This is a genomic window from Kitasatospora sp. NPDC018058, from assembly GCF_044327205.1.
Lineage (GTDB): Bacteria > Actinomycetota > Actinomycetes > Streptomycetales > Streptomycetaceae > Kitasatospora.
In genome coordinates this window covers 54065-77753 of sequence record NZ_JBIRFA010000035.1, presented here as the reverse complement: position 1 = coordinate 77753, position 23689 = coordinate 54065, and the positions used below count along the sequence as shown (strand labels likewise).

19 protein-coding genes are annotated in these 23689 nt (G+C 73.4%); 12 read left to right on the top strand and 7 right to left on the bottom strand.

Annotated features, from left to right (window positions below):
• Positions 1-338: 338 nt before the first annotated feature.
• The 4 genes from ACH4E7_RS34760 (at position 339) to ACH4E7_RS34745 (ending at position 5515) form a co-directional block, all read left to right on the top strand.
• The gene (locus tag ACH4E7_RS34760) at positions 339-1103 is read left to right on the top strand and encodes an IclR family transcriptional regulator (protein ID WP_396253153.1); all 765 of its coding nucleotides are present in this window, start codon (positions 339-341) and stop codon (positions 1101-1103) included.
• Positions 1104-1405: 302 nt separating this feature from the next.
• Positions 1406-2116, top strand: a complete 711-nt coding sequence (locus ACH4E7_RS34755) for an MIP/aquaporin family protein (protein ID WP_396253152.1) — start codon at positions 1406-1408, stop codon at positions 2114-2116.
• Positions 2117-2224: 108 nt separating this feature from the next.
• Positions 2225-3745 carry a glycerol kinase GlpK gene (gene glpK / locus ACH4E7_RS34750; RefSeq protein WP_355674219.1) on the top strand — a complete coding sequence of 507 codons (1521 nt, stop codon included), beginning with the start codon at positions 2225-2227 and terminating at the stop codon, positions 3743-3745.
• A gap of 174 nt (positions 3746-3919) precedes the next feature.
• On the top strand, positions 3920-5515 hold the full coding sequence (locus ACH4E7_RS34745) for an FAD-dependent oxidoreductase (RefSeq protein WP_396253151.1): 1596 nt from the start codon (positions 3920-3922) through the stop codon (positions 5513-5515).
• Positions 5516-5604: 89 nt separating this feature from the next.
• On the opposite strand, the gene ACH4E7_RS34740 is transcribed toward ACH4E7_RS34745, so the two are convergent.
• The gene (locus ACH4E7_RS34740; RefSeq protein ID WP_396253150.1) at positions 5605-6834 is read right to left on the bottom strand and encodes an amidohydrolase family protein; all 1230 of its coding nucleotides are present in this window, start codon (positions 6832-6834) and stop codon (positions 5605-5607) included.
• Positions 6835-6910: 76 nt separating this feature from the next.
• Between ACH4E7_RS34740 and ACH4E7_RS34735 the strand changes: the two genes are divergently transcribed.
• Complete coding sequence (locus ACH4E7_RS34735; RefSeq protein ID WP_396253149.1) at positions 6911-7534, top strand: TetR/AcrR family transcriptional regulator; 624 nt, start codon at positions 6911-6913, stop codon at positions 7532-7534.
• 66 nt (positions 7535-7600) lie between these two features.
• On the opposite strand, the gene ACH4E7_RS34730 is transcribed toward ACH4E7_RS34735, so the two are convergent.
• Positions 7601-8995, bottom strand: a complete 1395-nt coding sequence (locus tag ACH4E7_RS34730) for a gluconate:H+ symporter (protein WP_396253148.1) — start codon at positions 8993-8995, stop codon at positions 7601-7603.
• A gap of 73 nt (positions 8996-9068) precedes the next feature.
• Positions 9069-9623 (bottom strand): gluconokinase, encoded by a 555-nt coding sequence (locus ACH4E7_RS34725; protein WP_396253147.1) that lies wholly within the window; start codon positions 9621-9623, stop codon positions 9069-9071.
• Positions 9624-9926: 303 nt separating this feature from the next.
• Here ACH4E7_RS34725 and ACH4E7_RS34720 point away from each other — a divergent pair, with 303 nt between their 5' ends.
• The 3 genes from ACH4E7_RS34720 (at position 9927) to ACH4E7_RS34710 (ending at position 12171) form a co-directional block, all read left to right on the top strand.
• Complete coding sequence (locus tag ACH4E7_RS34720) at positions 9927-10622, top strand: FadR/GntR family transcriptional regulator (protein ID WP_396253146.1); 696 nt, start codon at positions 9927-9929, stop codon at positions 10620-10622.
• A gap of 178 nt (positions 10623-10800) precedes the next feature.
• A complete protein-coding gene (locus ACH4E7_RS34715) occupies positions 10801-11199 on the top strand; it encodes a hypothetical protein (RefSeq protein WP_396253145.1) in 399 nt (132 codons plus the stop codon).
• A 57-nt stretch (positions 11200-11256) separates the two neighbouring features.
• Positions 11257-12171, top strand: coding sequence for a hypothetical protein (locus ACH4E7_RS34710; RefSeq protein WP_396253144.1), 915 nt, complete (start codon positions 11257-11259; stop codon positions 12169-12171).
• Here ACH4E7_RS34710 and ACH4E7_RS34705 read toward each other — a convergent pair.
• From ACH4E7_RS34705 to ACH4E7_RS34690, 4 genes are all read right to left on the bottom strand, one after another.
• Positions 12168-12932 (bottom strand): metallophosphoesterase, encoded by a 765-nt coding sequence (locus tag ACH4E7_RS34705; RefSeq protein WP_396253143.1) that lies wholly within the window; start codon positions 12930-12932, stop codon positions 12168-12170. The two genes, ACH4E7_RS34710 and ACH4E7_RS34705, sit on opposite strands and share 4 nt — an antisense overlap.
• Positions 12933-12951: 19 nt before the next feature.
• A complete protein-coding gene (locus ACH4E7_RS34700; protein ID WP_396253142.1) occupies positions 12952-17517 on the bottom strand; it encodes a hypothetical protein in 4566 nt (1521 codons plus the stop codon).
• 51 nt (positions 17518-17568) lie between these two features.
• A complete protein-coding gene (locus tag ACH4E7_RS34695) occupies positions 17569-18444 on the bottom strand; it encodes a hypothetical protein (protein ID WP_396253141.1) in 876 nt (291 codons plus the stop codon).
• A 130-nt stretch (positions 18445-18574) separates the two neighbouring features.
• Positions 18575-20131 carry a hypothetical protein gene (locus ACH4E7_RS34690; protein WP_396253140.1) on the bottom strand — a complete coding sequence of 519 codons (1557 nt, stop codon included), beginning with the start codon at positions 20129-20131 and terminating at the stop codon, positions 18575-18577.
• A gap of 185 nt (positions 20132-20316) precedes the next feature.
• Here ACH4E7_RS34690 and ACH4E7_RS34685 point away from each other — a divergent pair, with 185 nt between their 5' ends.
• From ACH4E7_RS34685 to pxpB, 4 genes are all read left to right on the top strand, one after another.
• Positions 20317-21357, top strand: coding sequence for an IPT/TIG domain-containing protein (locus ACH4E7_RS34685; RefSeq protein ID WP_396253139.1), 1041 nt, complete (start codon positions 20317-20319; stop codon positions 21355-21357).
• Between the two features lie 247 nt (positions 21358-21604).
• On the top strand, positions 21605-22129 hold the full coding sequence (locus ACH4E7_RS34680; RefSeq protein ID WP_396253138.1) for a hypothetical protein: 525 nt from the start codon (positions 21605-21607) through the stop codon (positions 22127-22129).
• Between the two features lie 141 nt (positions 22130-22270).
• The gene (locus tag ACH4E7_RS34675) at positions 22271-23047 is read left to right on the top strand and encodes a LamB/YcsF family protein (RefSeq protein WP_396253137.1); all 777 of its coding nucleotides are present in this window, start codon (positions 22271-22273) and stop codon (positions 23045-23047) included.
• Positions 23044-23670 carry a 5-oxoprolinase subunit PxpB gene (gene pxpB / locus ACH4E7_RS34670; protein WP_396253136.1) on the top strand — a complete coding sequence of 209 codons (627 nt, stop codon included), beginning with the start codon at positions 23044-23046 and terminating at the stop codon, positions 23668-23670. The genes ACH4E7_RS34675 and pxpB overlap by 4 nt, the downstream gene beginning before the upstream one ends.
• The last annotated feature ends 19 nt before the right edge of the window (positions 23671-23689 follow it).

Genomic DNA, 23689 nt, shown 5'->3' with positions numbered 1-23689 from the left:
ACGAGCGAAGCGAGCGAACCGTTCAGAGGTGCGTGTGGGCGAATGCCCCTGCCGAGCGGAGCGAGGCGGGCACATGAACGAGCGAAGCGAGCGAATCATCAAGAGGTGCGTGTGGGCGAATGCCCCTGCCGAGCGGAGCGAGGCGGGCGCATGAGTGGCGTGGAGGGCACATGAGTGGTGTGGAGGGTTAGGAGTCGAGCCGAGCGCGCGGGAGGTTAACACCCGGCCGAGCGCGGGTTACCGAGGGGGAAGGTGCACGGACGGACGGCGGCCTGGCAGACTCGTCCCGTCACCACTGTGGTCGACATTGTCGACCGCCTGTCAGCGCGGAGGTATCCATGCCCGGCCCGATCCAGTCGCTCTCCCGGGCCGCCGCGATCATGCGCCTGCTGGCCGGCGGCGAGCGCCGCCTGGGGCTTTCCGAGGTCGCGACGGCGCTGGACCTGGCCAAGGGCACCGCGCACGGCATCCTGCGCACCCTGCAATTGGAGGGGTTCGTCGAGCAGGACCCGGAAAGCGGCAAGTACCAGCTGGGCGCCGAGTTGCTGCGGCTCGGCCAGAGCTATCTGGACGTGCACGAGCTGCGGGCGCGGGCGCTGGTGTGGGCGGACGACCTGGCCCGGGCGGCCGGCGAGACCGTGTACCTGGGGGTGCTGCACCAGCAGGGCGTGCTGATCGTGCACCACGTGTTCCGCCCCGACGACACCCGGCAGGTGCTGGAGGTCGGTTCGATGCAGCCGCTGCACAGCACCGCGCTCGGCAAGGTGCTGGTGGCCTACGACCCGGTCGCGCGTGGGGAGTTGGGCGACGGCCCCTATGAGCCGTACACCCTGCGGACGTTGACCCAGGCAAGCGACCTGGACGCCGAGTGCGCGCTGATCCGGGAGCGCGGCTGGGCGGACTCCATCGAGGAGACCTGGGAGGGTGTGGCCTCGATCGGCGCGCTGATCCAGGACCGGCGGCGCAACCCGGTGGGTGCGGTGTGCATCAGCGGGCCGGTCGAACGGGTCTGTGAGGACGGCTTCGTGAGGCCCTCACTGGTGGCCTCGGTGCGCAGCGCGGCGCGGGCGATCTCGCGCGATCTGGGCGCCGGGCGGTTCTGAGAACAGCAGTCGAATCGTCACGCTGAGGCGCGGACGGGCGGTAGGCCTGTCCGCGCCTTGGCGTTTTGTCCTGGTTCCGAACGCTCCGCTGGGTAACTTCGGAGAACGGGCCGAAGGACGGGTCACAGCTGCGTAACCCCGCCTTGACGTGGGGGTGACCCGGGGAGGAAGCTTCCGCATGACGGTCGACATTGTCGAACGACGGCCGGGAAGATCACACCCACAATGCGCTCACCCGCACAGCGATCGACCGGCCCACCCCCCACCCCGCACCTCCGGGCCATATGGACAAGGGAGTCTTTGTGTCCGCGTTCTCCAACGGCGACGTCTTCGTCGGCGAAACCCTCGGCACCGCCGCCCTGATACTCCTCGGCGGTGGCGTCTGCGCCGCTGTGACCCTCAAGAAGTCGAAGGCCGTCAACGCCGGCTGGCTGGCGATCACCTTCGGCTGGGGCTTCGCGGTCCTCATCGCCGCCTACATGACCGGCCCCAAGTCCGGTGCCCACCTCAACCCGGCCGTCACCATCGCGCTCGCGGTCAAGAGCGGCGACTGGAGCCAGGTGCCGCTCTACATCGGCTCCCAGATGCTCGGCGCGATGATCGGCGCCACGTTCGTCTGGCTCACCTACCTCGGCCAGTTCCAGGCCAACAAGGAGCCCACCCTCGGCATCTTCTCGACCGGGCCCGAGATCCGGAACCCGATCCAGAACGTGATCACCGAGGTCATCGGCACCTTCGTGCTCTGCATGGCGATCCTCACCCTCGGCGCCAACGACCTCAAGGGCATGGGCACCCTGATCGTCGCGCTCACCGTCGTCGGCATCGGCCTCTCCCTCGGTGGCCCGACCGGCTACGCGATCAACCCGGCCCGTGACCTCGGCCCGCGCATCATGCACGCCGTCCTGCCGATCCCGAACAAGGGCGACTCCGACTGGTCGTACGCCTGGGTCCCGGTCGTCGGCCCGATCCTTGGCGGCCTGGCGGCCGGCGGCGTCTACAACGCCCTCTTCTAAAGGCCCCGTTCCAAGGGCAGAGTCGAACCCGCCGAACACGGGGACTGACCGAGCACGCGTCAGGCCCACCCACCCCGTAATCCCCCGAACTTGAGCCGAGGACCCTCCATGACCTCCACTGGCAACTACATCGCCGCGATCGACCAGGGCACCACCTCCAGCCGCTGCATCATCTTCGGCGCCGACGGCCGGATCGTCGCCGTCGACCAGCAGGAGCACCGGCAGATCTTCCCGCAGCCCGGCTACGTCGAGCACGACGCCGCCGAGATCTGGACCCGGGTGCAGTCGGTCGTCCGCGGTGCGCTGGAGAAGGCCGGCCTGACCAAGGACGACATCCGCGCCATCGGCATCACCAACCAGCGCGAGACCACCGTCCTGTGGGACAAGCACACCGGTGAGCCGGTGCACAACGCGCTGGTGTGGCAGGACACCCGCACCGAGGCGCTCTGCCGTGAGCTGGGCCGCAACGTCGGCCAGGACCGCTTCCGCCGCGAGACCGGCCTCCCGCTGGCCAGCTACTTCGCCGGCCCGAAGATCCGCTGGCTGCTGGACAACGTCGAGGGCCTGCGCGAGCGCGCCGAGGCCGGCGACATCCTGTTCGGCACCATGGACACCTGGGTGATCTGGAACCTCACCGGTGGTGTCAACGGCGGCAAGCACGTCACCGACGTCACCAACGCCAGCCGCACCATGCTGATGAACCTGAAGACGCTGGCCTGGGACGAGAGCATCGCCGAGTCGATGGGCGTGCCGCTGGCCGTCCTGCCGGAGATCCGCTCCTCCGCCGAGGTGTACGGCGAGGCCGTCGGCGACCTGGCCGGCGTCCCGGTCGCCTCCGCGCTCGGCGACCAGCAGGCCGCGCTATTCGGCCAGACCTGCTTCGACGAGGGCGAGGCCAAGTCCACCTACGGCACCGGCACCTTCCTGCTGCTGAACACCGGCGAGAAGATCGTCAACTCGTACCACGGCCTGCTGACCACCGTCGGCTACCGGATCGGCGACCAGGCCCCGGTGTACGCGCTGGAGGGCTCGATCGCCGTCACCGGCTCGCTCGTCCAGTGGCTGCGCGACCAGCTCGGCATCATCTCCACCGCCGCCGAGATCGAGACCCTCGCCAACACGGTCGAGGACAACGGCGGCGCCTACTTCGTCCCGGCCTTCTCCGGCCTGTTCGCCCCGTACTGGCGCTCCGACGCCCGCGGTGTGATCGCCGGTCTGACCCGGTACGTCACCAAGGGCCACCTGGCCCGGGCCGTCCTGGAGGCCACCGCCTGGCAGACCCGCGAGGTCGTCGACGCCATGCAGAAGGACTCCGGGGTCGAGCTCACCGCCCTCAAGGTCGACGGCGGCATGACCAGCAACAACCTGCTCATGCAGAACATCGCCGACGTCCTGGACGCCCCGGTCGAGCGCCCGTACGTGGCCGAGACCACCGCCCTCGGCGCCGCCTACGCGGCAGGTCTCGCCGTCGGCTTCTGGAACGACCTCGACACCCTGCGGGCCAACTGGCACCGCGCCGCCGAGTGGACCCCGCGCATGGACGAGGCCACCCGGGAGCGTGAGTACAAGAAGTGGCTCAAGGCCGTGGAGCGCACCATGGGCTGGGTGGAGGAGGACGAGAACAACTGACCGACGAGCCGGTCGGGGCTCCGCGCCCCGACCGGCCGCCCGCTGTTCAAGCAACGGGTGTCACCACGTTTCATCGGCCCGCCGCACCGGGCCGACCGGCCTCTCCCGCAGGGGCCGCACCGCACACGAGAGGAGTAACGGCGCAGCACGACCAGCGCGCCGTACACAACCACCATGGCAACCATCCCGACCCTGGGCGCCGAGCGCACCGCCGGCCGCACCGCCTCCCGCGCCGAGACCCGTGAGCTGCTCGGCAAGGCCACCTACGACCTGCTGGTGATCGGGGGCGGCATCCTCGGCACGGCCGTCGCCTGGACCGCGTCCCAGGCCGGCCTGAAGGTCGCCATGGTCGACTCCGGCGACTTCGCCGGCGCCACCTCCAGCGCCTCGTCCAAGCTCGTCCACGGCGGCCTGCGCTACCTGCAGACCGGCGCGGTCAAGCTGGTGGCGGAGAACCACAAGGAGCGCCGCGCGCTCTCCACCGACGTGGCCCCGCACCTGGTCAACCCGCTGACCTTCTTCGTGCCGGTCTACAAGGGCGGCCCGCACGGCGCCGCCAAGCTCGGCGCCGGCGTGTTCCTGTACTCGGCGCTGTCCGCCTTCCGCGACGGCATGGGCCGGGTCTCCACCGCCGCGCACGCCGCCCAGCAGGTGCCCGCGCTGCGCACCGAGGGCCTGCGCTCGGTGGCCGTCTACGGCGACCACCAGATGAACGACTCGCGCGTCGCGGTGATGACCGTGCGCGCCGCGGTCGACGCCGGCGCCGTGGTGCTCAACCACGCCGAGGTCACCGGCCTGCGCTTCACCGGCGGCCGGGTCACCGGCGCCGAGGTGCGCGACCGCCTGGACGGCGCCGAGTTCGGCGTCAACGCCCGCCTGGTGCTCAACGCCACCGGCCCGTGGGTGGACCACCTGCGCAAGATGGAGGACGCCGGCGCCGCGCCGTCGATCCGTCTGTCCAAGGGCGCGCACGTCGTGGTCAAGCGCCGTGCCCCGTGGCGCGCCGCGCTGACCATCCCGATCGACAAGTACCGCGTCTCCTTCGCCATTCCGTGGGAGGACCACGTCCTGCTCGGCACCACCGACGAGGAGTACACCGGCGACCCGAAGGACGTCCGGGCCACCGACGCGGACATCGACCAGATCATGGGCGAGGCCGCGCACGCGATCCGCGACGAGCACCTCGACCGCGACCTGATCACCTACTCCTTCGCCGGCCTGCGCGTGCTGCCCGGCGGCCCGGGCGACACCGCCGCCGCCAAGCGCGAGACGGTCGTCACCGAGGGCCGCGGCGGCATGCTGTCGGTCTCCGGCGGCAAGTGGACCACCTACCGTCACATCGGCCGCACCGTTCTGGAGAAGCTGGCCCACGTGCCCGGCACCAGCCTCGGCGAGGACATGTCCCCGATCGCCCCGACCGTGCCGCTGCCGGGCGTCGGCGCGCCGAACGCGGTGGCGCACCGTCTGCTGATCGACCGTGAGCCGGGCTCGCGGATGGAGCCGCTGGTGGCCAAGCACCTGGCCAGCCACTACGGCACCCTCTCCTTCGAGATCGCCCGCCTGATCGACGAGAACCCGGAGCTCGGCCGGCCGATCCACGAGGACGGGCCGGACGTCTGGGCGCAGGTCGCGTACGCGGCGGACAGCGAGTGGGCGTACACGGCGGACGACGTGCTGCGTCGCCGTACCACCATGACGGTGCGCGGGCTGGACACGCCGGAGATCCGGGCCGAGGTCGAGGCCTTTCTCGCGGAGCGTGGAACCAAGTAAGCACAGCCTCGCGCAGCGCGCGGGCAAGTAACTGCCGCACAGCGGGCGGGCGTTCGGGACTTCCCCGGGCGCCCGCCCGCTGTTTTGCGTCAGATCGGCCGGCCCGCCTTGACCACGTGCTTGAGGTGCCGGTCCGGGCGGGTGAGTACGGTGAGGTCGGCCAGCGGGTCACCGTCGACGACCAGCAGGTCGGCGTGGGCGCCCGGGGCGAGGGTACCGATCTCCCCCGCCATGCCGAGCAGCCGGGCCGCCGTGGTGGTCGCCGAGCGGAGCACGTCGGCGGCCGGCTGGACGGTGGCGCGCAGGGTGAACTCCTCCAGTTGGGCCGGGTGCAGCGGGCCGAGCAGGTCGCTGCCGTAGACCAGGTTGACGCCCGCGCGGTGGGCTCGCTCCAGGGCCGCCAGGCCCTGGTCCCGGACCTCGGCGAGCTTGCCGACGGAGGCCGGCGGCAGGCCCGAGGCGGCACCGAGCTTGGCCGTCTGCTCATAGGCGACCAGGGTGGGAACCAGGAAGGCGTCCTTCTCCAGCAGCAGCGCGATCGTCGAGTCGTCCAGCAGGTTGCCGTGCTCGACGCAGCGCACGCCGGCCCGCAGGGCGCGGTCGATCGCGCGCGGGTGGTAGGCGTGCACGGTCACGTAGCGGTTGTGGTTCTCCGCCTCCTCGACGGCCGCCCGGATCTCCTCCTCGCTGTACTGGACGGCGGCGATCTCGTCGTGCGGGGAGGCGACACCGCCGGAGAGCAGCACCTTGAGGTGCCGGGCGCCCTTGCGGAACTCGTCCCGGGCTGCGGCGCGCACGGCGTCCACGCCGTCGGCGATCCGACCGAAGTTGGGGCGGGCCTCGCAGCAGGGCATCGAGTCGGTGCCGAGCGGGCGCAGGTCGCCGTGGCCGCCGGTCTGGGAGAGCGCCTTGCCACCGTGCAGCAGACGGGGGCCGAGCGCCAGGCCCTCGGCGAGGGCGCGGGTCATGCCGTGGTCGGCGCCGCCGACGTCGCGGACGGTGGTGAAGCCGCGGCGCAGCATCCGCTCGGCCTCGGCGAGGGCGCGGACGGTCGCGTAGCCCGGGGTCCAGTTGGCGAAGTCGGGCAGGTCGAGCGAGGTGACCAGCAGATGGACGTGGGCGTCGATCAGGCCGGGCAGGACGGTGCCACCGGCGGCGTCGAGCACGCGGACGTCCTCGGCGGCGGCGGGCGGGCGGCCGGTGCCGGTGGCGGTGATCCGGCCGTCGGCGGCCTCCAGCCAGCCGCGGTCGGTGCGGGTGCCGTCCTCGCGGTGGAGCAGGTGGGCGTTGGTGATCAGCAGTCGGTTCGGTCGGTTCACGGCGGTCGTCCCCTCCGGTTCAGTACGGGCCGTATTGAATACGACTCGTACTGAATACACCATGTATCGTTCTCCTGTGAACCCACCCCTGGCCGAAGCCGCCGCTCCCCGACCGCCCCGCCGCCGCGTCCACACCCGCGCCCGGCTGCTCGCAGCGGCGAGCGAGCTGTTCCTCACCGTCGGGTTCGCACGGACGAGCATCGAGGACGTCTGCGCGGCCGCCGGCTATACCCGTGGGGCCTTCTACTCCAACTTCGGCAGCAAGGAGGACCTGCTGCTGGCGCTCTTCGACGACCAGGCCGCCAAGCGGATGGCCGAGCTGGAGCGGCTGGCCGCCGCCTGCGAGGCGCTGGCGCCGAACGAACGGGCCCGGCTGCTGGTCGAGGCGCTGCTGCGGGTCGAGCCCGCGGAGACCGGGTGGATCCTGCTGTTCCTGGAGTTCCGGTTGGTCGCGGCCCGGTCCGAGGCGCTGGCCGAGCAGGTCGCCGCGCACGACCGGACAGTGGCGCGGGCGGCGGCGGACGTCCTGGAGCGGGCGTTGCCGGAGCTGGTGCCCCCGGGGGCGAGCGCCAGGCAGGCGGCGGCGGTGATCCTGGCGGCGCGCGAGGGGCTGCTGGCCCGTACGGCGGCCGGCGGCGTGGTGGCCGAGGAGCTGATGGCGGCGACGGCGGCCGTGCTGTCGGGGCTGCTGGGGCACTGACGGAACGCCGAAGGGGCGGCACCCGTACGGTACGGGTGCCGCCCCTTCGTGTGCGCGCCTGACGGGCTAGATGATCAGGCTCAGCGGCATGATCAGGGCGATGGCGACGACCGAGATCACCGTCTCCATCACCGACCAGGACTTCAGCGTCTGCCCGACGCTCATCCCGAAGTACTCCTTCACCAGCCAGAAGCCGGCGTCGTTGACGTGCGACAGGAACAGCGAACCGGCGCCGACCGCGAGCACCAGCAGGGCCGCGTGGGTCGAGGACATGGTGGCGGCGAGCGGGGAGACGATGCCGGCCGCGGTGATGGTGGCGACCGTCGCCGAGCCGGTGGCCAGGCGGATCAGCACCGCGATCAGCCAGCCCAGCAGCAGCGCGGAGATGTGCCACTTGCTCGACCAGTGGCTGACCATGTCGCCGACACCCACGTCGATCAGGGTCTGCTTGAAGCCGCCGCCCGCACCGACGATGAACACGATGCCGGCGATCGGCCCGAGCGACCTGCCGACGGTGTCGGAGATCCGGGCCTTGTCGAACCCGGCCGCCCTGCCGAGGGTCAGCATGCCGAGCAGCGTCGCGGCGAGCAGCGCGATCAGCGGGGAGCCGATGAAGTCGAACACCCGCTGGCCCATCGCCTTCGGATCGTCGATCACCACATCGGCCAGGGCCTTGCCGAGCATCAGCACGACCGGCAGCAGGATGGTCGCCATCACCGCGCCGAAGGACGGGGTGCGCTCGCGCTTGACCGTCTCCTCGGAGGCGATGGCGGTCGGGATCTCCATCGGACCCACCCAGCGCTCGGCGACCCGGGCGAACAGCGGACCGGCGATGATCAGGGTCGGGATCGCGATCAGCAGGCCGAGCGCCAGGGTGATGCCGAGGTCGGCCTTCAGCGCGTCGATGGCGACCAGCGGCCCCGGATGCGGGGGAACCAGGCCGTGCAGCACCGACAGGCCGGCCAGGGCCGGGATGCCGACCCGTATCAGCGACACGTTGCCGCGGCGGGCGACCAGCAGCACGATCGGGATCAGCAGGACGACGCCGACCTCGAAGAACAGCGGCAGGCCGAGCACAGCGGCGATCAGGGCCATCGCCCAGGGCAGCGCCTTGTTGCCGGTCCGGGACAGCACGGTGTCCGCGATGATGTTGGCGCCGCCGGAGTCCGCGAGCAGCTTGCCGAGCATCGCGCCCAGGCCGATCAGCAGACCGACGCTGGCCACGGTGGAGCCGAAGCCCGTGGAGAAGCTGCTCAGCAGCTTGTCGAAGGGGGCGCCCGCGATGGCGGCCAGCAGGCCGGAGCCGATCGTGAGGGCGAGGAAGGGGTGCAGCTTCAGCTTGGTGATCGCCAGCACGATCGCGCCGATGCTGACCAGCACCGCGATCAGCAGCTGGGTGTTGCCGCCGGTGTGCGGCAAGGCCGGTGGGGCGGCCGCCAGGAGGGTGGGGGCGATACTCATGCGCCCGCCTCGCTTCGCTCGGCACGGGCATGCGCCCGTACGCGCCTTCTGACGGCTCGCTCGCTTCGCTCGCTCACGTGAGGTCTCCATTGACGGGCCGCAGCAGCACCACGGCCTTCTCGACGAGTTGTTCGGGGGACGGGCCCACGTCCAGGACGGCGCCGCGCTCGTCCGCGCCCAGGGGTTCCAGGGCGGCGTACTGGGAGCCGAGCAGCGACGCCGGCATGAAGTGGCCGGTGCGGTGGGAGAGCCGGTCCTCGACCAACTCGTGACCGCCGCTGAGGTGCAGGAAGAAGGCACCCGGGGCGTCCGTGCGCAGGATGTCGCGGTAGCCGCGCTTCAGCGCCGAGCAGGTGACCACGCCACCACTGCCGTCCTCGGTGCGTTCCTTGAGCCAGGCGCCGATGGCGCGCAGCCAGGGCTCGCGGTCCTGGTCGTCCAGCGGGATGCCGGCGGACATCTTGGCGATGTTGGCCGGCGGGTGGAAGTCGTCCGCCTCGGCGTAGGGGAGATCGAGGCGGTCGGCCAGGAGGCGGGCCAGGGTCGTCTTGCCGACGCCGGAGACGCCCATCACCACGACGGTGAGGGGTGCGACCGGGTGGTCGTGGTTCTCGACGCTGAGAGCCATGAGTGGTGCTCCTTCGTTGCAGGCCGCCACTATCGCTTCAAAGATATGACGTATTCAAGGGGGAGAAACCAAATCGTCATACTTTTGCTTCCTCGAGGAAGGGGTGGCCGCAGACCGGGGCGCCTGCAGCGTTCGGGCCGGCTGGGCAGGGCGCGAGCCTGCGGGGGCGGCGGTCCGGGGCGGGCGTGCGCCGGCCGGTGAGGCGGGTCACACGGCGGGCTGCCGGGGCGGCTGGAGAGTGACGCGGAGTCCGGGACGGAGGGCGACGTGGGGCTCGCGACGGTGGGCGTCTACGCTGGGCGGATGGAGATCCAGGGGCTGCCCGGTCGGGTGCTTGGCGAGCTCGGGCCGGCGATCGCGTCGGGGGAGATTCCCGAGGGCGCGGTACTGCGCGGGGAGGAACTCGAGGAGCGCTTCGGGGTGTCCCGGACAGTGGTCCGGGAGGCGGTGCGGGTCCTGGAGGGGATGCGCCTGGTGGCCTCCCGGCGACGGGTCGGGATCACCGTGCAGCCCAAGTCGCTCTGGGACGTCTTCGACCCGATGGTGATCCGCTGGCGGTTGGCCGGCTCGGACCGCTCGGCCCAGCTGCGCTCGCTCGGTTCGCTGCGGGTCGCCGTCGAGCCCGCCGCGGCCGCGCTCGCCGCCGTCCACGCGACCGACGACGACCGGCGCGAACTCAGCTCGCTGGCCGTGGAGTTGACGGTCACCGCGCGGGCGGCCGACCTGGCCACCTTCCTCGAGCACGACATCGCCTTCCACGCCCTGGTGCTGCGCGCCTCCGGCAACGAGATGTTCGCCCACCTCGGGGACACCGTGGGGGCGGTGCTCACCGGCCGGACCGAGTACCATCTGATGCCCCATCAGCCGGAGCCGTACGCGATCCGGCTGCACCGCGAGGTCGCCGAAGCGATCTGCGCGGGGGACGCCGGCCATGCCGAGGCGGCGATGCGCACGATCGTGACGGGCGCCCTGGAGGAGCTCAACCAGCAGTTGGGCTGAGCGGCACCCGGCGCGCGCCGACGGGGCGCTGCCGCCTGCCCGGATGACACGCTTTGGCGGCAATTCGGTGGGTTCGGACGCATAGCACGGGTTCGGCGGGGCAGAGTGAGGCGAGGGGGCGCGTAACGCGAGCGCCCGCTCCGTGTCCGTCATCGAAGTCGCGCCTGGGGGTCGCCCGATGCCCGTGCCACGCCGCCGTCGCCGCCTGCCCGACGAGGTGCGCGCCGCCGCAGTCCGGGCGGTGCTCTGTCTGGCCTTCACCCTGGTGGGCGTGGTGGTCGCGACCCTGGCCTCGTACGCGGGCAGTTGGCTGATGACGCCCGCGCTGATGGCGATGGGGCTCGGGGTGTTCGGCACGATGTGGTGCCTGCTGGAGATCCTGATCTCCCGCCAGGTCGCCGCCCAGCGGATGCGCGGGCCGAACTCCGCGTACCCGATGGCGGGCAGCCGGGTGGCCCCCGAGCCTCCGGCCGCCCGTCCGCTCCCCCGCCCCGGCGGCGCGGCGCCGCAACAGTACCCGCCCCAGCAGCCGTACCCGCCGCAGCCGCCGTACCAGCGCCGGGTGCCGACCACCTAGCCGTAGGCTGACACGACCCCCGATCCGGCGTCAGGGCGCCCCCCTAGAGTCGGGCGCATGAAGTTCTTCCGTTCCAAGACAGCACCCCAGTACGACCCCGATCTCACGGCCCTGACGACCGACCAGGCCGACCACCTGCGCGAGCTGGTGCGCCGGTACCACGCGGGCATCGGCGTGCAGGCGACCGTCTCCGGCCAGTCCGTCCACCGGGCCGAGGGCGCCAGCAACCTGTACAACCTCGCCGAGTTCTGCCGCCGCGCCGAGCCGGGCGAGTGGCCCCGGCTCGTGGAGCGCCATTTCCGCGCCCTGGCCGGCGCTGCGGAGTCGACGCCGGACGGCCAGGACGACGTCCTCCGCTGCGCCTACCTCCGGCTGATCGCCGACGACGCGATCCCGGCCGAGATGGCGCCCTCCTTCAGCTACCTCCGTCCGGTCGCCACCGGCCTGTTGGAGGCGCTCTGCCTGGACCTGCCGGAGACCGTGCGGACGCTGGACGACCGGTTCGTCGCCGAGGTCGGCTTGGAGCGGCTGCGGGCCGCCGGGCGGGCCAACCTGATCGCCGATCCGGTGGAGTTCGACGTCGTGGAGGGCCCGACCGAGAGCTCGACCCTGTACGCGGTGACCGGCGACTCGATGTTCGTCGCCAGCAAGGCACTGGTGCTGGACGAGCTGGCCCGCGCGGTGACCGGGCGCGAACTCCCCGAGGAAGGCGCCCTGTTCACCGTGCCCAGCCGGGACTACCTGTTCTTCCACCCGCTCACCGAGTCCAAAGTCGCGGGCGCCGTCAACGACTTGGCCTCGATCACGCTGCGCGTCCACTCGGAGAACCCGGGCCCGCTCTCGCCCCGGCTCTACTGGTGGCACCAGGGCACGGTCACCAACCTGACGCAGATCGACGAGGCCCGGCGTTCCTTCTCCATCGTGCCGCCCACCGAACTCATGGCGATCCTGCGCCGGTTGACGGACGGCTAACCGACCGGGACGGCCCGGTAGTGGGTGGTGATCCGGCCGTCCCCGTCCAGGACGTGGAAGGCGAGCATCGGCGGGTGACCGAAGGAGATGCCACGCCCGCCCTCGCAGGCCAGCGTGGTGGTGGAGACCACGCCGGGCGCGACCAGCACCGGCAGTCCGGCGAAGGTGGTCGCGGCGGGGGTGTGGGAGTGGCCGCAGAGCAGGGCACTCACCCGGGGGTGACGGCGCAGCACCCGTGCGAGGCGCGCTTCGCCGAACTGACGGATCCCGTCGACCATCGGTATGTGCAGTTCGACCGGCGGGTGGTGGAAGGCCACCAGGGCGGGCACCTCGGTTCGCCCCGAGCCGAGTCGGGCGTCCAGCCAGTCCAGCGTGCCGTCGTCCAACAGGCCGTCGTGCTGGCCGGGTATGGATGAGTCGAGCATCAGCACGTCCGCGCCGGGGAGTTGGTGCAGCCGGTTCACCGGCCCCTCCTCCGGCGCCTCGCCGAGCAGCACCTCGCGGTAGGGCGCCCGGCTGTCGTGGTTGCCGGGGCAGGTGAGGACCGGGTGCCGGGAGGTCAACACCTTGGCCACCTGCTCGTACTCGGTCGGCAGGCCGTGGTCGGTGAGGTCGCCGGTGACCAGCACCGCGTCCAGCGGGCCGGGCAGGGCGTTGAGGTACGCCATCACCTGCTCGGCCCGCCGCCGGGCCCGCTTGCCGCGGTCCCGGCGGTACTCCTGGCCGAGGTGGATGTCACTGAGGTGCGCGATCGTCAGCATGCCGATCACGCTAACGACTTCACGCCTGCGCGGGAACCTCCGCAGGGCGCTTGAACATCCGGGTGGCGGTGATCTCACCGTGGATGGTCGGGCCGTCCGGGTCCTGCTGGGCCGGCAGGCCCGGGCGCAGGTGCTCCTCCACCGAGATGTACTTCAGGCCGGCCCGCAGGTCGGCGTCGTTGCGCAGGCGGATCACCAGCGGGAACTCGGCGAGCGCGGTGGTGTCGAACAGGCCGGTGGTGTAGATGAGCTGGACGCCGAGCGCGTCCGCCACGGCGCGCTGGAGTTCCAGCAGGTAGGTGGCGTTGGCGCGACCGATCGGGTTGTCCAGGAACAGCGTGCCGGCGTGCCGCAGCTGGGACTGGCCGCGGTCGTTGGCGCGCAGCGCGGCCATCGTGCAGTAGAGCGCGATGGCGGCGGTGAGCAGCTGGCCGCCGGAGAAGACGTCGGACATCTGGCCGACGCCGACCCGCTCGGCCCGCAGCACCGCGTCGGGCTTGAGGATCTCGACGCTGACGCCCTTGGGGCCGATCGCGGCGGCGACACCGCGCAGCAGCAGGGACATGCCGTCGCGGCGCAGGTCGCTGTTCTTCCTGACGGCGGCGCGGGTGGCCTCGTCGATGACCTCGCCGAGGCGCTCGACCAGGGTGGCGTGGTCCGGGTCCTCGAAGCGGATCCGCAGGAACTCCTGGCCGGACCACTCGCCCAGGCCCTCGGGGAGCCTGGAGAGCCGCTGGGCGGCGCGCAGGGTGGTGAGCGAGGACTCGACCAGACCGCGCAGCCGGTCCACGATCGAGCCGCGGTTCTTCTCCAGTTGGGCGAGCTCGTCGGTGAGCACCCGCAGCCGGGGCGCGAAGGCGGCCGCCCAGGCGGCGGCGTGCTCGGGCAGCGCGGAGGCGGGCAGTTCGCGGATCTGCTGGCGGGCGGGGGTGCGGACGGCCTCGTAGCGGGCCGCGTTGGCGTGCCGGACCAGGGCGTCGGCGGCGTCGCGGACGGCGAGTTCGGCGGAGGACAGCTCGCCGGCCGCGGTCCGCAGGCTGCGACGGGCCTCGGTGGAGGTGGTGCGGGCCTCGGCGAGGTAGCCGAGGTACGGCTCGGCCGGGTCGTCCGCGTCGTCCTGGTGGTCGCGCAGTCCGTCGCGCAGCTGGCCGGCCAGTTCGTCGAAGTCGGCGGCGGCGGACTGGGCGGTGTCGAAGGTGCGCTGCAGGTCGGCGTGGGCGGTGCGGGCGGCGTCCACGGCCTCACGGCACTCGGCGAGCCGGCTGGTGGCGGTGCGCAGCAGGGTCTGGGCGTGCTCGGGGTCGGTGGGGACGAGGTCCTCGGGCAGCTCGGTGTGCGCCTCGCCGTCGGCGGGGGCGGAGCGCTCGGCCTCGCCGCGCAGGCGGCCGAGCTGCTCGCTGGCGGCGGCGGAGCGGGCCTCGATGGTGGCGACCAGCTCCTCGGCGCGGGCGGCGGCGGCCTGGCGGGCCGGGCCGTCGGCGCCGTCGGGGCTGCCGAGGAGCTCCTCGGCGCGGGTGCGGACCTTGTTGGTGAGGCGGTCGAGTTCGGCCGCGGCGGCGGCCTCGTCGCCCTCGGCGCGGGCCTGTTCGGCGCGCAGGTCGGCGCCGACGCCGACCTTCTCGTACAGCTGGGAGGCGGCCCGGTAGGCCTCGCGCAGGGCGGGCAGCGCGGCGGGGGCGGTCTGCTCGGCGGGCTCGTCGGCCTGCTCGGCGGCGGGGATCTCGGCGCGTTCGGCGCGCAGCGCGCGTCCGGTGCGACGGGCGTCGTCGGCGGCGCGCTGGGCGGCGCGGCGGTCCTCGTCGCAGGTGCGGGCGCGTTCGGCGCGGAGGGCCTGGCGGCGGTCGCACTCGGCGGCGTCCTCGGCCAACTCGCGCTGGCGGCGGGCCCAGTTGGCGCGTTCGCGCAGGCGGAAGGCGAGGCCGGAGAGGGCGTCGGCGCGGCGGCGGGCGCGCTGGGCGGCCTCGCGGTGCTCCTCGTGGGCGGAGGCGGCGGTGGCGTGGTCGGTCTCGGCCTCGTCGTGCTCGGCGCGCAGGGTGGCCAGGGCGGCGGCGGCCTGCTCGGCGTGCTCGCGGGCGGCCTCGGCGGCGGCGGCGAGTTCGGCGAGGGTGCCGGGAGGGCAGCTGGCGTGCCAGGAGGCGAGGCGGGCGGCGAGGGCGCGGTCGGCGCCGAGGCGGCCGGCGAGTTCGCGGATGTGCTCCTCTCGGGCGCTCGCGCGGGCGCGCAGTTCGCGGCGCTCGCCGTCGGCGGCGGACTCGTCGTGCATGGCCGGGTTCGGCGGCACCAGGAAGAACGTCGGCTGGTCGGTGATCGGGGCGATCAGCGAGGCGGCGGCGCCGACGGCCACGGTGGAGCGCGGCAGCAGGGCGGCGGCCTGCAGGGCCTCGCGGGCGCGCTCCAGCGAGGACGGATCGGTGACGACCACACCGTCGACCAGTTCGGGGCGTGCGGCGAGGATCGCCTCGTGGTCGGCCGGGTCGACGGACTGGGCGAGGTAGCGCCAACCGGGCAGGGCCGGGATGCCGTGCTCGGCGAGGTACTCGACGGTGGCCAGCACGTCGGGCCCGGGCGGCAGCAGGCCGCCGTCGCCGAGCGCGGCGAGGATGCGGGAGTCGTCGGCGGCGGCGGTGCGCAGGTCGAACAGGGTGCGCTCGGCGGTGGCGATGGCCTCGTCGAGGAGTTCGCGCAGGTACTCGGCGTTGCGGTCGAGCACGGCGGGGGTGAGGAAGCCGGCGTCCTCCTCGGCGCCCTCTTGGTAGGGCGTCAGGGAGAGCAGGTCGGCGAGCCGCTGCTCGGTGGCGAGCAGGGCGGCGGTGCGCTGCTCGGCGGCCAGGGCCTGGGCGGCGCCCTTGCGGGCGTCGCCGGCCCGCTCGGCGGCGAGTTCGGCGCGGGAGGTGGCGGCGGCGGCCTCGCGCAGCCGGGCGGCGGAGGCTTCGGCGGCGGCGCGGGCCTGGGCGAGGGACGCGGCGGCGGCCTTCTCGACGTCGGCGGCGTGCAGCGCGGCGCGGGCCGGGTCCACGTCGCCGTCGGCGTCGATGAAGCCGGCCTCGACGGCGGCGGCGGTCTCCTGCTCGACCTCGGCGAGGCGCTGGCGCAGGTGTTCGGCCTCGCTGCGGGCCTTCTGGGCGGCGGTGGCGGCCTCGGTGGCGTCGGACTGCGCCTTGGCGCCGTCCTCCTGGAGCTCGCTCGCGCGCTGTTCCTCGGTGTCGGCGCGGGACTCGGCGGCCGCGGCCGCGGTTTCCAGGGCGCGGGCGAGCGCGGTGGCGGCGCGGGCGCGGGCGGCGAGCGCGGGGGCGGCGTCCAGCTCGGCCTCGCGGATGGCGGCGCCGACCCGGGCGACCCGGTCGGCGGCGGCGCGGTGGCGCAGCACGGCCTCGGCGGCCTGCCAGGCGGAGTACAGGGTGCGGGCGTCGATGAGTTCGCGGCGCAGCGCGGCGGCCTCGGCGGTGGCCGCGGCGAGGCTCAACGTGGCGTGCCGGTGGGTGAGTTCGTCGGCGATCAGGCTGTGCCGGGTGCGGTCGGCCTCGGCGGAGGTGACGGCGCTCGCGGCGGCGGCGACCTCGATGGCGAGGTCCTGGGCGCGGTCGCGTTCGGCGGCGGCACGGGAGGTGAGGGCGTGGGCCAGGCGGCGGGTGCGGCGCTCGGCGGTGCGGTGGGCCTCGCGGACGGTCTCGCGGGCGGTGGTGGCCTCGACGATGCGTTCCAGCAGGTCGAGCGAGCCGGCGGTGAAGTCGCGTTCGGCGGTGAGTTCGGCGCGGCGGCCGAGCTTGGCGGCGAAGCCGTGCACGAGGTCGGCGAGGCCGTCGGTGTCCCGGGTGTCGGTGACGGCGCGCAGCAGCAGGTCGGTGAAGTCGCTGTCGTGCTTGACCGCGAAGAGGCCGGCCGCCTCGCCCTCGTCGGCGTTCATCTCGCGCTGGTAGCGGAAGAGTTCGGGGTCGAGGCCGAGTTCGCCGAGGTGTTCGGTCCAGCGGTCGTGGCCGTCCTCGAAGACCAGGTCGAGGTGGGGGTGGGCCTTGCCCGCCTCGGTGAGGGCGTCGCGGAAGCCCTTCATGGTGCGGCGGCGGCCGCGGGCCTTCTGGTCGCCCGCCAGGCTGACGCGTTCGGCCACCGGCAGCGCGTCGAGGGTGAGGCCGGGGCCGGGGCGGAAGGAGTACCAGGTCTCGGCGAACTTGCGCGGGTCGGAGGAGACCTGGCGGCCGCGCCACTCGCTGACCTTGCCGACCACGATCAGCTCGCCGGTGACGGTGTGCTGCCACTCCAGGGCGACGTGGCCGCAGTCGTCGGCGAGCAGGAACTTGCGCAGCACGCCGGAGCTGGCGCCGCCGAGGGTGTTGCGGTGGCCGGGGAGCATGACCGAGAAGATCAGCTTGAGCAGGACGGACTTGCCGCCGCCGTTCTCCAGGAAGAGCACGCCGGCCGGGGCGGGGCGGCGGACCGGGCCGTCGGTGTCCTCGCCGAACAGGCCGATCTGCTGCGGGGCCGGGTCGGCGACGGGCTCACCGACACCGCGCAGGTCGAGCACCGTGTCGGCGTAGCGGGCGCCGGCCGGTCCGATCGAGTAGAGGCGGACCCGGTTGAGCTCGTACATGTGCGGCGGTTCTCCGTGAGCGTGGTGAGAAGGGGCGTCAGGACTCTGCTGTCAGAGCGAGTGGAACGGCAGGCCGGCGTCGGCGACCAGCTCGTCGGTGGTGTCCGGGGGCAGCAGGCTGGCGGTGCCGTCGGAGACCGGGACGATGCCGAGGTCGAGCAGTTCGGCCATCGCTGCGCTGCCGGCCAGGTCGCGGACCTGGAGCTGGTAGCGGGCGGTGGTGCGGTAGGTGCCGCCGGAGTCGTCGGAGACCTTCTGCAGGAAGCCGGAGTCGACCAGGAACATGACGGCCTTGGCGACGATGCCGATGGTGGAGCCGGAGAGCCGGCGGGCGTCCTTGGTGGCGCCGGTGGCGGTGCGCCGGGCCCAGACCCGCCAGGCGGCCTCCAGGCCGGGGGCGTCGGAGGCCGGGTCGGTGTTGGCGCCCTCGGCGTCGGCCTGCTCCTCCAGTCGGCGGCAGGCCTGGCGGACGAAGGAGTCGACGCCGTTGACGGTGATCCGGCCGAGGTAGCTGTCGTCGGCGAGGTCCTCGGGGCGGGGGAAGGCCATGGCGGCGACGGCGAGGTGGGCCAGGCCGTGCAGGAAGCGGTCGGTGGTCTCGGAGGCGGCACGGCGCGAGTAGTCGCCCATCCGGACGGCGAACAGTGAGTCCTCGGCGGCGGCGACGGCCATGCCGGCCCGCGGCGAGACCTCCAGGACGACCAGGCCCATGCCGGTGGCGATGGCGTCGGCGAGGCGGGCGAACGGCGGGTCCTCGCGGTGGCGGCGGACGAGTTCGGCGTACTCGGCGTCGCGGGTGGGGAGCAGCTTGGCCTGGAGGCCGAAGGAGACCAGCCGGGCGGCGTCGGCGACGTCGGCCGGGGTGATCGGCGCGGGGGCCGCGGGTTCGGTCTCGGCCGCCCAGGACGTGTCGTGGTGGGTCGTCACGGGCGGTGCTCCTCGGGGCTGTCGCTGTTGCGGGTGTTCTGGTGATGCGTCAAGGTCGGTGCCTGGATGGTCGGTGCCTGGAAGGTCGGTTCTTCGAAGCTCGGTGCCTGGTTGGTCGGTGCTCGGCCGGTCAGCCGGCGTCCTTGCGGTCGGCCGCCATGCCTACCGCGTCGAGCAGGGCGCTGCCGACGATCAGGTCGGCGCCGCCGAACTCCGGGTCGCGCAGCGGGGTGCCGTCGTCCACGGCGAACAGCAGCCGTTCCTCGCCCTGGCGGTAGGCGGTGCCGACCGGCGGGCTGGCCGCGTGCACGGCCAGCAGGGCGACCAGGTACGGGAGTTCCGGGTCCTGCTTGCGGGCGTCGGCGAGCAGGCCGGAGAGCCGGCGGGGGGCGTCCGGGGCCAGGTCGAGCAGTTCCAGGGCGGATTCCAGCTGGGCTTCGGAGAAGCGGCTGTCGTCCGGGGTGGCGACCAGGTCCGGGTCGGGCAGTTCGGCGCCGAGGTGCTCGCGCTCGACCGGCGGGGTGAGCAGCAGGTCGACCAGGTCGGCGACCCGGACCGACACGGGCGTGCGCAGTCCGGTGCCGCGGGCGAAGAAGGCGCCGGTGGGGCGGACGGCCTGCTCTATCGGCAGCCGCAGCACGGGGGCGAGCAGCTGCCCGTACAGGTCGATGCCGCTGCGGGCGCCGGGGGTGGCGAAGGCCTGCCGGTCCTGCTCGGCGCGGAACAGCGGGCCGGCCTCCAGCAGGCGGGTCTGCAGCTTCGTGTGGCGACGGATGCAGTCCTTGACGATGTCGAGCAGTTCGGCGGCGCGGCGCTTGTGCTCCGCCCCTTCGGGAGTGTGGGGCTCGGCCTCGTCGCGGGCCTTGCGGATGTTGGTGAGAATCGCGTTCTCGTGCCGGTAGCGGTCGGCGATGTGGTCCAGCGCCTCGTCGATGAGGTCGGGGATGGCGCGCATCCAGTCGACCGCGCGGACGTTGCGGCGGGTGGCGTCGAGGGCGCGGCGCAGCGTCTCGGCGTACTGGACGGTGCGGTACCGGGCCTGTTCGGCGGCGAGCTGGGCGTCGGCCAGCCGGCCGCGGCGGATCAGCACCTCCAGCTTGACCTCGGCGGCGATCTGGGCCGAGGTGACGTCGGTGTCGAGCGCGCCGACCAGGACGTTGACCGCCTCGTCGGTGGTGCGCAGGTAGACGCCGCCGTCGGGGCCGGGGACCTCCTCGATCAGTTTGAAGTCGTAGTCGCGCCGGACGTACTCGCCGTCCGCGCCGAAGGTGCCGTAGACGGCGCGGAAGCCGCGGTCCACGCTGCCGACGTTGATCAGCGACTCCAGCACCCAGCGGGCAACCCGCTCGTGCTCGGGGGCGGGGCGGGTCGGGGCCTGGGCGGCGACCCGGGGCAGCAGCCGGGCGAGCACTGTGTCGCGGTCGGCCCCGGTGTCGAAGTCCATGTGCAGGGTGACCAGGTCGATCGCGGCGAGGCCGACCTCGGCCATCGCGTAGCCGCCGTACTCGCCGGCCAGGTTGACCTTGCGGTTGTCCAGGTCGTGCAGCGGGGCGGTGCAGGCCAGCGCCTTGAGCCGGCGGGCCAGGCCTTCGTCGGCGGCGGGGCCGGGCGCGGGCCGCGCGGGGGCGGCGGGCCCGGCGGGCGGCCGGAGGCCGTGCTCGGTGGGCGGGTCAGCGATGGCGGTCACGGTGGACAAGATTAGAGGTTCGCACCGACATCGACCGAAACGGACCTTGCGGGCGGGCCGGAGAGCAGGTGAGCGGCGGTGTACCGGCCGGATTCAGAACGGGGTTTCGACGGGATTCCGCCATTCCCGAACCGGTATTCGAGAAAACGGTGGGGGTGGCAGAGCGGTTCGGTGATGATCGACCCATGATCACCCGACTGGCCAAAGCAGGCTTCGCCGCCGCGCTGTCCGTGACCACCCTCGCCACCGGTGCCGCCGTCGCCGCGGCCGCGCCGACCGACGCGCAGTCGACCTCCGCCCAGCACGTGACCGTGTCGCAGAGCGGGAACTACCCCGGGGGATTCTTCAGGTCCGGCACCATGTCGGCAAGCTGGGTCTCGTCCGGCACCTCGGACCTGACCGGCCCGACGCACTTCACCGTCGACCTGCCGCCGGGCGTCACCACCGACGGCGCGATGTTCTACTCCACGCCGTACGACTACACGTTCACCGAGACCCTCTCGCCCGACGGCCGCCACCTGGAGGCCGTGCTCACCGGCACCCGGGTGGTCGGGAAGAGCGAGTTCATGAAGCTCAACCTCCACACCACGCCCGGGGTGCCGATCGCCGGGGTGATCACGGTGACGGCCGCCAACCCGAACGACACCGACCCGACCGGGCACGTCTCCCGATACGACCTCGGCAGCCAGAGCTACCTGCCGGCGACCGTCCAGGCCGCCCCGGCCGTCTCCGGCCTCGACACCACCACCGGCCCGGGCGCGGGCGGCACCTCGGTGACCGTCAGCGGCGACAACCTGTCCAACGGCATGGTGCTGGTCGGCGGCGTCCCGGCGCCGGGCACCTGCACCGACACCACCTGCACGGTGACCACGCCCGGCGGCTCGGGCAGCACCCCCGTCAGCGTGGTGACCCCCGGCGGCACGGCCGCGGCGCCGGTCACTTTCGACTACACCGGCGACCCACCCCCGGCGCCGCCCGCGCCGGCGGTCAGCAACCTGACCACCACCAGCGGGCCGGTGGCCGGCGGGACCCAGGTGTACGTCCAGGGCAGCAACCTGGCGTACGGCTCGATCGCCTTCGGCGGGGTGCCGGCCGCGCACGTCTCCTGCGGGCCGTCCTTCTGCTCGGCCACCGCTCCGGCGGCCGCCCAGCCCGGGCCGGTGGACGTCACGGTCACCACGGCGGGCGGCACCAGCGCGCCGGTGACGTACACGTACACGGCCTAGCCGCTGCTCCACGGATGCCCGGGTGCCGCTTCGGCGCCCGGGCATCCGCGCGTCCGGGCCGGGCGGGGGCGGAGCGGCCCGGGGACGGAGCGGCCCGGGGCGCGTTCGGAGCCACCCCGGGGCATGTTGAACACGTTCAAATCGAGGGTCTAGAGTCGGTTCCGCGCAGACGGGACAAGGCCCGCCTGCCCCTTCGGCACGTCCGGCGCGGCTTCCGCGCGGCGTGCCCGTTTCGGAGGTGTACGAGATGGACGGCGACCCTGCGGTCATCCTGCGGCGGGTCCGGCGGTGGCTCCGGCTGTTCCTGGTCTGCCTGGTGCTGAGCGGCCTGACCGCGTTCCCGCTGGAGACCGAGACCCGCCTGCTGGTCGACTTCGCCTCCGGCCCGGCCGCTCCGCTGACCGACCACTTCCCGGCCGTCCTCGCCTGGTTCGAACGGGTCCACCAGGGCATCACCGAGACCAACGAGCGCTACCCCTTCCTGGCGTACGGCACCGACTGGCTGGCCTTCGCCCACCTGGTGATCGCCGCCGCCTTCTGGGGCCCGCTCAAGGACCCGGTCCGCAACATCTGGGTGATCCGCTGGGCAGTGCTCGCCTGCGGCGCCGTGATCCCGCTGGCGCTGATCTGCGGACCGCTGCGGGGCATTCCGGTGGTGTGGCGGTTTATCGACATGTCGTTCGGGGTCTTCGGCGTCATTCCGCTGCTGATCGTGATGCGGGCGCTGCGTCCGCTGGAACGTTCCTTCCAGGAACGCCTGGCCGCGAACTGAGCCGGCGGTCCCAGGCGCCACCCGGGGCGCGCGGGCGGGGGCCGCGCGCTGGTGGGCCCTGAGGGGGCCCGGGTCACGGACACCGGGCTTCATCCGCAGGCCCTACCATCTGGCTCAACAGCTGCTGGGAGGCGGACGGGCGTGGCCGATGCGGTGATCGATCTCAATGCGGACCTCGGCGAGGGGTTCGGGCGTTGGAGCCTGACCGACGACGAGGCACTGCTGTCCGTGGTGACCAGCGCCAACGTCGCCTGCGGCTTCCACGCCGGGGACCCGTCGACCATGCGCCGGGTCTGCGCGCTGGCCGCCGAGCGCGGTGTCCGGATCGGCGCCCAGGTCTCCTACCGCGACCTGGCCGGCTTCGGCCGCCGCGCGATGGACGTCCCCCCGGAGGAACTCGCCGACGAGATCGCCTACCAGATCGGCGCCCTCCAGGTCTTCGCCCGCGCCGCCGGCTCCCGGGTCTCCTACGTCAAGCCGCACGGCGCTCTGTACAACCGGGTGGTCGCCGACTCCGAGCAGGCCGAGGCCGTGGTGGCCGGGGTGCTGCGGGCCGGCGCGGTCTGCGACGGGCCGCTGCCCGTCCTCGGGCTGCCCGGCTCCCGGCTGCTCGCGGTCGCCGAGGGCGTCGGGTTGCCGGTGGTCACCGAGGCCTTCGCCGACCGCGCCTACACCTGGGCCGGCACCCTCGTCCCGCGCCGCGAGCCCGACGCGGTGGTGCACGACCCCGAGTCGGTGATCACCCGTGCCGTCGGCATCGCCCGGGACGGCTGGGTGGAGGCCGTCGGCGGCGAGCGGATCGGCGTCGAGGCCCGCTCGCTGTGCGTCCACGGCGACACCCCCGGCGCCGCGCAGCTCGCCTGGCGGATCCGCGGCGCCCTCGCCTCCGCCGGGGTCCGGGTCGAGGCGTTCACATGACGGTCGGCGCGGTCCGGCGGGTCGGCGAGCGGGCGCTGCTGGTCGAGCTCCCGGGGGCGGCCGAGGTCGCCGCCCTGTACGGCTGGCTGCGCGAGCGGCAGGCGGCCGGGAAACTCGGCGAGGTCGAGGAACTCGTGCCCGCCGCGCGCACGGTGCTGCTGGACGGCGTCGCGGACGTCCCGGCGGTGGCGGCGCTGCTGCGCACCGCCCGGCCACGGGCGGCCGCCGCGGCGAGCGGCCCCCTCGTGAAGGTCCCGACCGTGTACGACGGCGCCGACCTGGCCGAGGTCGCGGCGCTCTGGGGGGTCTCCGAGGAGGCGGCCGTACGGATCCACACCGAGCCGGAGTACGTGGTCGCCTTCTGCGGCTTCGCCCCCGGCTTCGGCTACCTCACCGGGCTGCCGGCGCGGTACGAGGTGCCGCGCCGGGACACCCCGCGCAGCTCCGTCCCGGCCGGCTCGGTCGCCCTGGCCGGCCCGTACACCGGCGTCTACCCGAGCCCCTCCCCCGGCGGCTGGCAGCTGATCGGGCGCACCGCGCTGGCACTCTGGGACCCGGAGCACGAACCGGCGGCGCTGCTGGCGCCGGGGGTGCGGGTACGGTTCACGGCGGAACGGGCTTAAGGGCTGGCTTAGGGGCGGG